The organism is Muricoccus pecuniae, assembly GCF_014199205.1.
Taxonomy (GTDB): domain Bacteria; phylum Pseudomonadota; class Alphaproteobacteria; order Acetobacterales; family Acetobacteraceae; genus Roseomonas; species Roseomonas pecuniae.
Genome location: NZ_JACIJD010000011.1, coordinates 39,769 through 53,964, shown reverse-complemented (window position 1 = coordinate 53,964; position 14,196 = coordinate 39,769). Strand labels below are relative to the sequence as shown.

Sequence of the window (14,196 nt, the reverse complement as noted above, 5' to 3'; positions counted from 1 at the left end):
TATCCCGATCAACCCGTCGCGAGAAGCGAAACGGGGAGGCGCGCCAGGAGGGTGGCCAGCGGGAGGCGCTCCTCCCCCGTCATGCCGGCATCGCCCAGCACGTCCTGCAGGGGCAGGCCGGCCAGGGCGGGCGGCAGCACCAGCGCCGTCTCCCCCCAGGCCTCGGCGGGGATCAACGGGTCGGACGAATCGCCCAGGGCGCGGGCGGGCAGTCGCGTGACGACGGTGAGGCAGGCCGCCTCCCCCGCCCGGCGCGCGAAGGCCAGCACATGCGCCGCCATGGGCCCCTCCGCCTCGACCGGGATGTACTCGCCCTCCGCGAAGAGCGCGGGATGGCGGGCACGGAGGGCGAGGGCGCGGGCGATCACGGCCGCCTTCACCCGCCCGTCCCGCCAGTGGGAGAGCAGGCCGACGGGCGGCTCCCCCGCCTCCAGCGCGGCCGCCCGGGCGGCGAAGTCCACGGGGCGGCGGTTGTCGGGATCGACGAGGGAGAAGTCCCAGAACTCCGTGCCCTGGTAGAGGTCCGGGATGCCCGGGGAGGTGCAGCGGATCAGCGCCTGGGCGAGACCGTTCACCGCGCCCGCCGGGGAGAGGCGCCGCACCAGTGCCGCCACCTCCTCCCGCAGGCGGGAGGGGCGGTCATTTGCCAGCATGGCCGTGAGGAAGTCGCGGCAGGCGGCCTCGTAGGGCTCGTTCGGCACGGCCCATTCGGAGCGGCGCTTGCCCTCGCGCAGCGCCTTCTCCTGCCAGGCCGCGAGGCGCTTGATCAGCGCCTCCACCCCTGCCTCGTCGGAGGGGTCGAGATCCAGTGGCCAGGCACCGATGAGGGACTGGTAGAGCATGATCTCGTCGGTCGCGTCCGGCGCGGGCTCGCCATCCACCTCCTTCTTCAGCACGCTGTTCAGCCGGGTCCAGCGCGTCAGCGTCGCCGCCCATTCCTCCGGCAGCTCGGAGATGGCGGCCAGCCGCGCGCGCGTGTCCTCGCCGCGCTTCGTGTCATGCGTGGCGGTGGCGAGCATCTCGCGCGGGAAGTACTTCGCGCGGTCGCGGCAGGCGGCGTGGAAGGCGTGGGGCGTGATGGCGAAGTGCGAGGGCTCGGACCCCACCTCGTTGCGGGAGATAAGGCGGCCGTAGCGATAGAAGGCCGTGTCCTCCACCGACTTCGCGGCGACGGGGGCGGAGAGCTGCTGGAAGCGGATGGCGGCGCGCTGGCGCTCGCGGCGCTGCGCGTGGGGCAGGCTCCGCGGCGGATCGCCGCCAAGCCAGGAATTCAGCAGGTCCAGCAGCGGCCGGTCGGTCTCGCGGATGGTGCGGCGGGCGCCCGAGATGGCCCAGTCGAGCAGGCGGCGATCCGCCTCGCTGCGCCCGGCGATGCCGAGATAGGAGCGATAGGCGGGGAAGTGGACCAGCACCTCCGTCAGCGCGCGGCGGATGGCGGTGAGGGTGAAGTCGCGGGTGGCGAGGTCGCGCATGGCGATGCGGCGCAGCGCGAAGGAGGTGGCGTTCAGCTCGGAGGCGAGATTGTAGCGCAGGATCTGGCGCCGCGCCTCCCGCGCCTCCTCCCCGAAATCGGCGGGGCGGCCGGTCATGGCGTGCCATGTGGCGGCCAGCGGCTCGGCGCCCGCGGGGTCGTGCAGCACGCCCGCGACCTCGTCCATGAAGTTGTAGCCGGTGGTGCCGTCCACCATCCAGTCGCGGCGCAGCTTCTCGTGGGGGGCGAGGATCTTCTCGATCAGCAGCAGAGGATGGCCCTTCGGCGCCCCCTCCGGGCGGCGCGCGGTGAGGCCTTCCAGGCGCCGGCGCAGCTTGCGGCAGTAGCCGCGCGGATCGGCGAGGCCGTCCACATGGTCCACGCGCACGCCGTCGATGAGGCCGTCCGCGTAGAGGCTGAGGATGAGGGCGTGGGTCGCCTCGAAGACGCGCGGGCGCTCCACCTGCAAGCCGCCGAGGGAGGTGACGTCGAAGAAGCGGCGCCAGTTGATCTCGTCGGTCGCCGCGCGCCACCAGGCCAGGCGGTAGTTCTGCGCCTCCAGCAGCGCGTGCAGCCGCGTGCGGCCCTCATCGGTTTTCGGGTCGTGCGCCGCGATCACCGCGTCGATCTGCGCGCGGCCCTCTGGCGTGCGCGCGTGGCCCGCCAGCATGTCGAGGGCGATGGAGGCGGCGGCGCGCACGGCATCCCGCTCCCCTTCAACGCCGAGGGCGCGGAAGACCTGGGCGAGGCCGGCGAGCTGCGGCTCGTCGGTCGCCGAGAGCATCGTGGCGTAGCTGCGCGGCGCGAGGGGGAAGCGGTGCTCGAAATACTCCGCGTAGATCTTCCCGCTCTCCGGCTCGAAATGCAGGGCGAGGTCGCCCGATTCCAGCACGGTGCCGTAGGGCGCGCCGAGGAAGGGCGCGAGCATCCTGTCGTTCAGCGCGGGGTCGGGCGGGTTCCAGTCGATGTCGAAGAAGCGGGCGAAGGGGGATTGTGGCCCCCATTCCAGCACGTCCAGCCACCAGCCGTTGTCGGCGCCGCCGACGCCCATGTGGTTCGGCACGATGTCGAGGATCAGCCCCATGCCGTTCTCGCGGAGCGCGGCGACGAGGCGGCGCAGCGCCTCCTCCCCGCCCAGCTCGGGGTTGATCCGCTCGGGGTCCACGATGTCGTAGCCATGGGTCGAGCCCGGCCGCGCCTTCAGGACCGGCGAGGCGTAGAGATGGCTGATCCCGAGCTTGCGGAAGTACGGCACCAGCGGCACCGCCGCATCCAGCGTGAAGTCCTTGTGGAACTGCAGGCGCGCCGTGGCGCGCGGCGTCGCCGGAGCGGTGTCGGAATTCTCGGATGCGGGCATGGGGGGACCAGTCAGCTCTTCGGGCTACGTGCCTGGGCGAAAGCGTCCAGGCGGGCGGCGGTTTCGGGCTCGTCGAGCATCGTCGAGGCCTGGCCCGGCAGGCGGCGGCGCCAGTTCGGGTGGCCCTCGGTGGTGCCGGGCAGGTTCGGCGCCTCCTCCAGCGCCAGCGCGTCCTCCAGGGGCAGGAGGGCGAGGGCGCAGGCCGCCGAGGCGACGTGGCGGGCGGCGGCGGTCGCGACCCGCCCGCCCTCGTCCTCGTCCGGCATGTCGCCCTCGGCCACGCCGCTCTCCCGCATGGCCTCCCAGAGCCGGGCGCGGTCGAGCAGGCGCTCGGTGCGCTGCTCGCCGCCGTCATTGCCCTCGCCGAGCAGGCCGAGATTCACGCGCCAGTCGATGTCGCGCCCCCGCCACCAGCCGGCGACGGTCGGCAGGTCGTGGGTGGTGGTGACGGCGACGGCGCCCGGGGACCACTGAGCCGGCGGGGTGAAGCGGTGGTCCTGACCCTGCTCGAAGTAGAGCACGCGCAGACCCATCACCCCCGTCTCGTCCAGCCGCTCGCGGAAGCCCTCGGGCAGGGTGCCGAGGTCCTCGCCCACCACGATCGCCTCGTGCCGCCGCGATTCCAGGGCGACGAGGCGCAGCATGTCCATAACGGGGAAGTGGAGATAGGCCCCGTCCGCCGCGCTGGCGCCCTCCGGCACGAGCCAGAGGCGGGCCAGGCCCATGGCGTGGTCGATCCGCACGCCGCCCGCGTGGCGCATGGCCGCGCGCAGCATCTCCAGGAAGGCCGCGTAGCCGCCCTCGCGCAGCCCGCGCGGGGAGAAGGCGGCGATGCCCCAGGACTGGCCGAGGGGCGAGAAGATGTCGGGCGGCGCACCGACGCCGACGCCCGAGAGGATCTGCCCCTGGCGCGACCAGCCGTGGCTGCCGCCGCCATCCGTGCCGACCGCGAGATCCGCGATCAGCCCGATCCCCGCGCCCGCGCCCTTGAAGGCCGCCTGCGCCGCGCCGAGACCGCGATCGGCGATCCATTGCAGGAAGGCGTGGAAGGACACCTCCTTCGCGTGCGCCCGCGCGAACTCGGCCACCCCCGGCGCCTCGGGGCTGCGATGCTCCGCCGGCCAGCTCTTCCAGTGCCAGAGGGCGGGATCGCGGCCGTAGAGATGGGCGTGCAGCGCCTCGAAGCGCGCATGGCTCTCCAGCGCCTCCCCGCCCTCCCTGCGGAAGGCGTCGAAGGCGCGGTCGCCGCCGAAGCGGTCGAAGATCGCGCGGAAGACGCGGAGCCGCAGCCGCGCGGCGGCGGGCCAGTCCACGAGGTCCAGCGCCTCCAGCCGCGCGAACTCGTCCGCCAGCCCCGTCTCGGACAGGGCCTTTCGCAGCGCGTCGGGACCGAGGGCCGCGGGGTCGGCGTGCAGCACGTTGAGGAAGAGGCGCGAAGAGGGCGCGTAGGGCGAGAAGCGCTCGGGATCGGCCGAGAACTGTGCGTGGACGGGCGAGATGGCCAGCGCGTCCGCCCCGCGCCGGGCCGCGGAGACGGCGAGCTGCTCCAGCCCCGTGAAGTCCCCGATCCCGCCATCGCCCTTGCGGCGCGGGGAGTAGAGCTGCGCGGCCACACCCCAGGGCCGCGTGCCCGACGCGATGCCGTGGCAGCGCTGGGGGCAGACGGCCAGCACCGTCCTCTGCCCGCCGATCTCCAGCTCGTGGTAGCCGGCCTCGTTCACGGGCGGCAGGTTCAGTAGCCCGTCCGCCTGCCAGGCGCGGCCCTCCCAGGCCTCGCCGCTCTCCAGCCGCAGGCGGAACTCCGGCTCCCCGGGCAGGCCGAGCAGGACGGGGCGGTTCTGGATCGCCGTGCAGAGCGGCGGCAGGCCCCTGCCCTCCTCGCGCAGCCGCTCGCGGCTCGCCCGGATCTCCGCCTCGCTACCGGCGGGAAGGTCCAGCGCCGCGAGGATGGCGCGCATCGCCTCCGGGCCGACCTCGTGGTCCTTGTTGTGCACGTCCCGCCACTCGGCCGCGATGCCGGCGGCCTGGGCGAGATCATGAAGATCCTGGTCACTCATGCAGAAGGGTCCAGCAGGGCGATGGTGGTGTGGGCGGGCAGCGTCCCCGCCGCGAGGGAGGCGGCGGCGCCGGGGGCGCTCTCGAACAGCAATCGCGCGCCCTCCGCCTTCACCTGTGCTGGTGCGGCACCGAGATTCGTCGCGATGGTCAGCACCGCGCCGTCGCCCATGCGCCAGCGGGCGAGCACGGCGCGTTCCCCCGCCACCTCCGCGCCCGCCGCCATGGCGCCGCGCAGGCGCGGGACGATCTCGGCGTGGCGCAGCGCCAGCAGGGCCTTGTGATGGGCGAGGATGGCGTCGTGCGGCGGGCGCTTCGCCTCTTCCGGGTCGGGACGCGACATCTCGAAGGTCGCGGGGTCGTTCGGATCGGGGATGCGCTCGCGGGCCTCCTCGTCCTGGAAGGCCTTGAAGTGGGCGAACTCCTTGCGCCGCCCCTCGCGCACGGCCTTGGCCAGATCGGGATCGCCGAAGCCCGTGAAGAAGAGGAAGGGAGAGGTGGCGCCCCATTCCTCGCCCATGAACAGCATCGGGATCTGCGGGCAGAGCAGCAACAGGGCGTTGGCGGCGCGCATCGCCTCGGGCGGGGCCAGCGCGTCCAGCCGCTCGCCCATCGCGCGGTTGCCGACCTGGTCGTGGTTCTGCAGGAAGAGCACGAAGGCGGTGGGCGGCAGATGCCCCGAGGGCTCACCGCGGGGGCGGTGGAGATGTGGCATCTCCTCCCCCTGGAAGAGGAAGCCCTCGGCCAGCACGCGGGCGAGCTTTCTCGCGCCGTCATCGGCGAAGTCCTCGTAATAGCCCTCGCGCTCGCCGGTCAGCAGGGGATGGAGCGTGTTGTGGCCGTCGTCGTTCCACTGCGCGTCGTAGAGGCCGGGAGTGAGCTTGGACGCCGTGTTGCCCTCGTTCTCCAGCACGAGGTGCACCTCCCGCCCCGTGATCTCGGCGCGGATGCGCCGCGCCAGCACGTCGAGCCAGGGCTGGTCGGCGATGGCGTGGACGGCGTCCAGGCGCAGCCCGTCGATGCGATAGTCGCGCAGCCACATGAGCGCGCATTCCTCGAAATAGGCGCGCACCGCGGGCTGCGTGAAGTCGATGGCCGCGCCCCAGGGCGTGTGGATGCCCTCGTCGAAGAAGGGCTTGGCATAGGCGTGCAGATAGGCGCCGTCCGGCCCGAAATGGTTGAAGACGCAGTCGAGGAAGACGGAGAGACCGAGGCCGTGCGCCTCGTCCACCATCGCCTTCAGCTCGTCGGGGGTGCCGTAGCTCGGATCGGGGGTGAAGGGCTGCACCCCGTCATAGCCCCAGTTCCGCCCACCGGGGAAAGCGGCGATCGGCATCAATTCCACCGCCGTCACGCCGAGGTCGCGCAGCCGCGGCAGCATCGCGCGGATGCCGTTGTAGCCGCCGCAGGTGCCGGCATGCAGCTCGTAGAGCACCGTCTCGTGCCAGGGCCGCCCGCGCCATCCCGCGTTGCGCCACCGATACGCGCTGTCATCCACCAGCACGGAGGCGCCGTGGACATCCTCGGCCTGCGCGCGCGCGGCGGGGTCGGGCACCAGCAGGTCGGGCGAGGTGCGGAAACGGTAGCGGGCGCCGGCGCGGGCGGGGGCGTCGGCCTCGTACCAGCCATCCCCGGTGGCCCTCATGGGGATGGGGTCCATCTCCTCCACCTCCAGCGAAACGGCATCGCTGGACGGTGCCCAGAGACGGAAACGCGCCCCATCGGCGTGCAGCAACGGTCCCCACAGCGTGGTCATGCGCGGATCCTCAATCGTGGGCCAGGCGGCTCCACAGCAGCAGAACGGAGCGGGCGGGCACGGTCACCTCCGCCTCCCCGGGATCGAGAACGCGCTCGGGGCCCTCGGGGTCGGCGCTGTCGAGCACGACGGTCCAATTCTGCACCGGGGAGGGCAGGGTGAAGGGCTGGTCGGCGCTGTCGGCGTTCATCATCAGCAGCACCGTGTCCACGCCGTCCTCCGGCGCGTGGTCGGCGCGCAGCATGGCGAAGGTCTTGGCGATGGGATCGCGCCAGGCCTCGGGCGTGATGGGCTGGCCGTCCTGGCCGAACCACTGCGTGTCGTGCAGGCCGGGCATGGGCTCGGACCGGCCATGGGGGAAGCGCGGGGGCCGCAGCGGCGCGAAGCGGTGGCGCAGGCGGATGAGACGCGCGACATAGCGGGTGAGGGCGCGCCCCGTCTCCGCCGAGCCCCTGCTCCAGTCGATCCAGGAGATCTCGTTGTCCTGGCAGTAGGCGTTGTTGTTGCCGCGCTGCGTGCGGCCCATCTCGTCGCCGGCCAGCAGCATCGGCGTGCCGGCGGAGAAGAGCACGGTCGCCAGCATGGCGCGCTTCAGCCGGGCGCGGGTCTCCAGGATCTCCGGATCGTCGGTCTCCCCCTCCGCGCCCCAGTTGTGGCTGTAGTTCTCGCCATGGCCGTCGCGGTTGTCCTCGCCATTCACCAGGTTATGGCGGTGGTCGTAGGAGACGATGTCCTCCAGCGTGAAGCCGTCATGGGAGGCGACGTAGTTCACGCTCGCCCAGGGCTTGCGGCGCCGGCGGTCGAACAGCTCCGCCGAGCCCGTCAGCCGCGCGGCGATGTCGGCGCGCATGCCCTCGTCGCCCTTCCAGAAGCGGCGTACGCCGTCCCGGAACTTGTCGTTCCACTCGGCGAAGCCGGGGGGATGGTTGCCGAGCTGGTAGCCGCCGGGGCCGATGTCCCAGGGCTCGGAGATGAGCTTGCAGCGCGCCAGCACGGGATCCTGGCGCAGCGCGTCGAAGAACCCCGATCCCGGGTCGAAGCCCGTCGCCTCGCGCCCGAGGACGCTGCCGAGGTCGAAGCGGAAGCCGTCCAAGTGGAAGGACTCCACCCAGTAGCGCAGGCTGTCCATCACCATCTGCACCACGCGCGGGTGGGACATGTTCACCGTGTTGCCGGTGCCCGTGTCGTTGATGCAGTGGCGGGGATTGTCGGGCAGCAGGCGGTAGTAGGAGGCGTGGTCGAGGCCGCGCCAGGAGAGGGTCGGCCCCATCTCCGAGCCCTCGCAGGTGTGGTTGTAGACGACGTCGAGGATCACCTCGATCCCGGCCTCGTGCAGGCGGCGCACCGCGGCGCGGATCTCGTTCAGCCCGCCCGTCGCGAGATAGGAGGGCTCGGGCGCGAAGAAGGAGAGGGTGGAGTAGCCCCAGTAGTTCGTCAGCCCCTTCTCCACGAGGAAGCGGTCCTGCAGGAAGGCGTGGACGGGCAGCAGTTCCACCGCCGTGACGCCGAGCTTCACGAGATGGTCGATCACCGCCGGATGGCCGAGCGCCTGGAAGCTGCCGCGGACCGGGCCCGGCACCTCCTCGTGCAGCCGCGTCAACCCCTTCAGATGGGCCTCGAGGATGACCGTCTCGCCCCAGGGGCGCTCGATCAGGCGGTCGCCGCCCCATTCATAGGCGCGCTCCTCCACCACCACGCCCTTGGGCATGGCGGCGGCGCTGTCGCGGCGGTCCTGGGTGAGGTCCCCGCGCGGGCTGCCGACGCGGTAGCCGAAGAGCGCGTCCGACCAGGTGATGTTGCCGACGATCTGCCGCGCATAGGGATCGAGCAGCAGCTTCGTCGGGTTGAAGCGGTGGCCCTTGCCGGGGTCGTAGGGCCCGTGCGCACGATAGGCGTAGACCGTGCCGGGCCCGGCATCGGGCAGGTAGCCGTGCCAGACCTCGTCCGTGCAGTCCGGCAGGTCGTAGCGAGCGACCTCCCGCCGCCCGTTCGCGTTGAACAGGCATAGCTCGATCCTCTCCGCATGGGCGGAGAAGACCGCGAAGTTCACGCCCAGCCCGTCCCAGCTGGCGCCCAGCGGATAGGGCTTGCCCGTTTCCAGCCGGGGCGGCGCGCTCGGCATCCCCTCCCCTATCCTTGCGGCGAGAGGATGAGGGTGGCCAGCGGCGGCAGGGTGAGGGTGAGCGAGGCCGGCTGCCCGTGCGACGCCTCCTCCCGCGCTTCCGCACCGCCCGCGTTGCCGAGGCCCGAACCGCCATAGGAGGCCGCGTCGCTGTTCAGGATCTCCCGCCACCAGCCGGCGGAGGGCACGCCGATCCGGTATCCCTCCCGCGGGACGGGGGTGAGATTGCACACCACCAGCGCCGGCGCGGCGCCCTCGGCGTAGCGGAGGAAGGCGAGGACGCTGTTGCCCGCATCGTCCCCGACGACCCAGGCGAAGCCGGCGGGATCGGCGTCCCGCTGGTGCAGGGCGGGATGCGCGCGATAGGCGCGGTTCAGGTCCCGCACCAACTCCTGCACGCCGCGGTGGCGGGGATCGTCCAGCAGGTGCCAGGGGATCTGGGTGTCGTGGTTCCACTCCGTCGGCTGCGCGATCTCGCCGCCCATGAAGAGCAGCTTCTTGCCGGGATGCGTCCACATGAAGGAGAGATAGGCGCGCAGGTTCGCGCGCTTCTGCCAGTCGTCCCCCGGCATCTTCCGCAGCAGCGAGCCCTTCCCGTGCACCACCTCGTCATGGGAGAGCGGCAGCATGAACTTCTCGGAGAAGGCGTAGACGAGGCCAAAGGTCATCTGGCCGTGGTGCCAGCGCCGGTTCACCGGGTCCTCCTGCATGTAGTGCAGGGTGTCGTGCATCCAGCCCATGTTCCACTTGTAGTGGAAGCCCAGGCCACCCTCCGACACGGAGGCGGAGACGCCGGGCCAGGCGGTGCTCTCCTCCGCCACCATGATCGCGCCGGGGCAGCGCGCGCGCACGACCTCGTTCAGCTCCTTGATGAAGGCGACGGCCTCCAGGTTCTCGCGCCCGCCATGGATGTTGGGAACCCACTCGCCCGCGTTGCGGGAGTAGTCGCGGTAGAGCATGGAGGCCACGGCATCCACGCGGAGGCCATCGACGTGGTAGTGCTCCAGCCAGTGCAGCGCGGAGGCGATGAGGAAGCCTCGCACCTCGTTCCGGCCGAAGTTGTAGATGAGCGTGTTCCAGTCCCGGTGGAATCCCTCCCGCGGATCCGCGTGCTCGTAGAGCGCCGTGCCGTCGAACTGGCCGAGCCCGTGCGGGTCGGAGGGGAAGTGGGCGGGCACCCAGTCCAGGATCACGCCGATCCCGGCCTCGTGGCAGTGGTCCACGAAGCGCGAGAAGCCCTCTGGCGTGCCGAAGCGCGCGGTCGGGGCGAAGAGGCCGAGCGGCTGGTAGCCCCAGGAGCCGCCGAAGGGGTGCTCCATGATCGGCAGCAGCTCGACATGGGTGAAGCCCATGCCGCGGACATAGGGGATGAGGCGCGCGGCCAGCCCGTCCCAGTCCGGCGCCTCGCCGTTCTCGGCCCGCCACCAGGAGGAGGGATGGACCTCGTAGATGGAGATGGGGGCATCCGGCGCCTGCAGCCCGGCCCGGCGGTCCATCCAGGCCGCATCGTTCCAGGGATGCGACACGGGCTTCGTCACGATCGAGGAAGTGCCCGGCGCCAGCTCCGACTGCGCCGCGACCGGATCGGCCTTCAGCGGCAGCACGCCGCCATGCGCGCCGAGGATCTCGTACTTGTAGCGCGCCCCGGGGGCGAGGCGCGGGACGAAGATCTCCCACACCCCCGCGCCGCCGCGCAGCCGCATCGGGTGGCGGCGGCCGTCCCAGTTGTTGAACTCGCCCACCACGGAGACGCGGCGCGCGTTCGGCGCCCAGACGGCGAAGCGCACGCCGGGCACGCCCTCCACCGTCATCGCGCGCGCGCCGAAGACGCGGCCCATCTCGTGGTGCCGCCCCTCGCTGAAGAGGTAGATGTCCATGTCGCCGAGCAGCGGGCCGAAGGCGTAGGGGTCCTCCGTCTCCTGCACGCCGCCGGGCCAGGTGATGCGGAGGGTGTAGGGGCCGGCCGGCACCTCGCCCTCGAACATCCCGATGTCGTGCACCTGCCCCAGCGCGACGGGCGCCCCGCCGGCGGGCACCGCCTCCACCGAGAGCGCGCCGGGCTGGAAGCTCCGCACCCGCCCGCCATGCGCGCCGAGGACGGCGAAGGGGTCGCCGTGGCGCCCCTCCACGATCGCCTGGATCGCTTCCATCGGGGCGTCGCTCATGCGGTCACCAGCCGGTCGGCCAGCGCGGCGAGGCCGCGCAGCGGGATGGGGAGCCAGGCCGGGCGGTTGGCCGCCTCGTAGCGCAGCTCGTAGGCGGCCTTCTCCAGCAGGAAGAGGTCGAGCAGCGCGCCGCGCGTCTCCTCCGGCGCCCACTGGTTGGGCGACGCCTCCTCGGCCTCGCGATAGGCGGCCATGAAGGCCTCTCCCGCCTCGGCGCGGAAGCGGGCGAGCAGCGCCTCCCGCCGCTCGGCCGGCGCGGTCGAGGTGGTGCCGGCCGCGGCAGCCGCGGCGTAGTCGAGGCTGCGGAGAAGCCCGGCCACGTCGCGCAGCGGGCTGCCCTTGGCGCGGCGCTCCTCCAGCGTGCGCGCCGGCTCGCCCTCGAAGTCCACGATGACGGCGTCGCCCTGTGCCACCAGCACCTGGCCCAGGTGGAAGTCGCCGTGCACGCGCGTCATCAGCGCGCCGTCGGCGGACTGGGCGAGGCGCCGCGCGGCCCTCTTCAACGGCTCGCGGCGGGCGAGGAGGCTCTCGGCCATCGCCTTCTCCTCCCCTTCCAGCGCGGCCTTCTCCAGCAGGTCCAGCGCGGGGTCGAGCTGCGCGATGGCGCCCTCGGCCCAGGCGGTGCGTGAGGCCTCGCCCGCGACCTCCGGGGTGAAGGCGGCATCGTCGCTCGGCCGGGCCAGCACGGCGTGCAGCTCGCCCAGCCGGCGCCCGAGCGCGGCGATGAAGGAAAGGTAGCCCGAGAGCGCGTCCCCGTGCTCGTCATCCGTCTGGTCGGCGGCGCGGGCGAGCCAGTCGAGCGTCCAGCCCCAGCCGTCGCCCTGGTTGCGGACGAAGCCCTGCAGCAGCATGAGGGTGACGGGCACGCCGTCCTTCCCGTTGCGCACGACCTCGCCGCGCAGCGGCGCCATGTTGGCGTAGCCCGCATCGGTCAGGTAGCGCGTCATCTCCGCCTCGGGGTGGATGCCCGGGGAGAGCTTGCGGAGGATCTTCAGCACGACCTCCTCGCCCACGATGATGGAGGAGTTGGACTGCTCGCCCGGCAGGCGCCGCACGGCGGGCTCGTCGCCCAGCTCCAGCGCCGCCATGCGCTCGCCGCCCATGAAGAGGATGGGCCCGTCCTCGGTCTCCGCCACGGCGCCGTCGCGCAGCGCGCGGACCACGCGGTGGACGAAGGCGTCGGAGGCGAAGGCGTCGGTGAGGTAGCCCACGCGCCGCCCCTGCCGCACGCGGGAAAGGGCGAGCTGCGAGGCGAGCGGCCCCGTCACCTCGTCCTCGCCCATGCCGGCGAGCGGCACGCAGTAGCGCTCCGTCCGGCCGGGCAGGCGCACCTCCACCTCGGCCAGCAGGTTGTGCTGGCTGCCGGGCACGGGGGCGAGGGCGCGGAGGGAGACGCCCTCCAGCTCCTCGTCCTTGGAGGCGAACCAGCGGCGCTTGGGCAGCCAGGCCGGCAGCACCTCGCGCTCGATCTCGGCGCGCTGGGCCGGGCCCATGGCGGTGGCGGTCGTCGGGAAGACGATGGTGCGGAGGTCGGGCAAGGGCTCGGGTGCCTTCACATGCCAGGGCGGAAGGGCCTGCTCCGTCGCGAGGACGAACCAGTAGAAGCCGTAGGGCGGGAGCGTCAGGAGGTAGGTGAGCTGGCCGATCGCCGGGAAGGCGGTGCCGCCCAGCATCTCCACCGGCACGCGCCCGGCCATGTCGGAGAGGTCCAGCTCCACCGCCTGGGCGGAGCGGGAGAGATTGAAGACGCAGAGGATCGCCTCGTCGCCCATCTCGCGGAGATAGGCGAGCACCTTGCGGTTGCCGGGATAGAGCAGCCGCATCGTGCCGCGCCCGAAGGCCTGGCTGCGCTTGCGCGTGGCCAGCATGCGCCGCGTCCAGTTCAGCAGGCTGTGCGCGTCGCGCGCCTGCGCCTCCACGTTCACGGCCTGGAAGCCGTAGAGCGGGTCCTGGATGGCCGGCAGAACCAGGCCTGCGGGATCGGCCTTGGAGAAGCCGCCATTGCGGTCGGGCGACCACTGCATCGGGGTCCGCACGCCGTCGCGGTCGCCGAGATAGATGTTGTCGCCCATTCCGATCTCGTCGCCGTAGTAGATCACGGGCGTGCCGGGCATGGACATGAGCAGCCCGTTCATCAGCTCGATGCGCCGGCGGTCGCGCTCCAGCAGCGGGGCGAGGCGGCGGCGGATGCCGAGGTTGATGCGCGCGCGGCGGTCCGCGGCATAGGTGTTCCAGAGATAGTCCCGCTCCTTGTCCGTGACCATCTCGAGCGTCAGCTCGTCATGGTTGCGGAGGAAGATCGCCCACTGGCAGCCTTCGGGGATATCCGGGGTCTGGCGCAGGATGTCGGTGATCGGGAAGCGATCCTCCTGCGCGATCGCCATGTACATGCGGGGCATCAGCGGGAAGTGAAATGCCATGTGGCATTCGTCGCCCTCGCCGAAATACTGCTGCGTATCCTCGGGCCACATGTTGGCCTCGGCGAGCAGCATCTTGCCGACGCCGGCATAGCCGCGCTCCAGCTCCTTGCGGATGAGCTTCAGCACGTCGTGCGTCTCGGGCAGGTTCTCGTTGGAGGTGCCGTCGCGCTCGATGAGATAGGGCACGGCGTCCAGGCGCAACCCATCCACGCCGGCATCGAGCCAGAAGCGCATGACGCCGAGGACGCGCTCCACCACCTCCGGGTTGTCGAAGTTGAGGTCCGGCTGGTGGGAGAAGAAGCGGTGCCAGAAGTACTGGCCCGCCACCGGATCCCAGGTCCAGTTCGACTTCTCCGTGTCGAGGAAGATGATGCGCGTGCCCTGGTAGATCTCGTCCGTGTCGGACCAGACGTAGAGGTTGCGCTCGGGCGAGCCCTTGGGCGCGTTGCGCGCCGCCTGGAACCAGGGGTGCTGGTCGCTGGTGTGGTTGATGACCAGCTCGGTGATCACGCGCAGCCCGCGGCGATGCGCCTCCTCGATGAAGCGCTTCGCGTCCTCGGTGCTGCCGTAGTCCGGGTGGACGCCGGTGTACTCGGAGATGTCGTAGCCGTCGTCGCGCCGCGGGCTGGGATAGAAGGGCAGCAGCCACAGTGTGTCGACGCCGAGCTCGGCGATGTAGTCCAGCTTCGCGATCAGCCCGGGGAAGTCGCCCACCCCGTCGTCGTTGGAATCGAAGAAGGACTTGATGTGGAGCTGGTAGATGACCGCGTCCCGGTACCACTGAGGGTCGCGCGGATCGGGCTGGTGGTTGGGGAGGGCCTCGTTGGCCGGAAGGGCGTCGTCGGGCATG

Annotated in this window: 6 protein-coding genes; all 6 read right to left on the bottom strand. The window is 71.9% G+C overall.

Annotated features, from left to right (window positions below):
• Window positions 1-8: 8 nt before the first annotated feature.
• The 6 genes from treY to treS are packed head-to-tail and all read right to left on the bottom strand — an operon-like array spanning window position 9 to window position 14,195.
• Entirely contained in the window at window positions 9-2,828 is a 2,820-nt protein-coding gene (treY, locus tag FHS87_RS13005) for a malto-oligosyltrehalose synthase (protein WP_184518897.1), read from the bottom strand.
• An 11-nt stretch (window positions 2,829-2,839) separates the two neighbouring features.
• Window positions 2,840-4,885: a 4-alpha-glucanotransferase gene (gene malQ, locus FHS87_RS13000; protein WP_184518894.1), complete on the bottom strand. Its 2,046-nt coding sequence runs from the start codon at window positions 4,883-4,885 to the stop codon at window positions 2,840-2,842.
• Window positions 4,882-6,639, bottom strand: coding sequence for a malto-oligosyltrehalose trehalohydrolase (gene treZ, locus FHS87_RS12995; RefSeq protein WP_184518891.1), 1,758 nt, complete (start codon window positions 6,637-6,639; stop codon window positions 4,882-4,884). The genes malQ and treZ overlap by 4 nt, the downstream gene beginning before the upstream one ends.
• A gap of 10 nt (window positions 6,640-6,649) precedes the next feature.
• The gene (glgX, locus tag FHS87_RS12990) at window positions 6,650-8,761 is read right to left on the bottom strand and encodes a glycogen debranching protein GlgX (protein ID WP_184518888.1); all 2,112 of its coding nucleotides are present in this window, start codon (window positions 8,759-8,761) and stop codon (window positions 6,650-6,652) included.
• Between the two features lie 8 nt (window positions 8,762-8,769).
• A complete protein-coding gene (gene glgB / locus FHS87_RS12985) occupies window positions 8,770-10,926 on the bottom strand; it encodes a 1,4-alpha-glucan branching protein GlgB (protein ID WP_184518886.1) in 2,157 nt (718 codons plus the stop codon).
• Entirely contained in the window at window positions 10,923-14,195 is a 3,273-nt protein-coding gene (treS, locus tag FHS87_RS12980) for a maltose alpha-D-glucosyltransferase (protein WP_184518884.1), read from the bottom strand. The genes glgB and treS overlap by 4 nt, the downstream gene beginning before the upstream one ends.
• Window position 14,196: the final 1 nt, after the last annotated feature.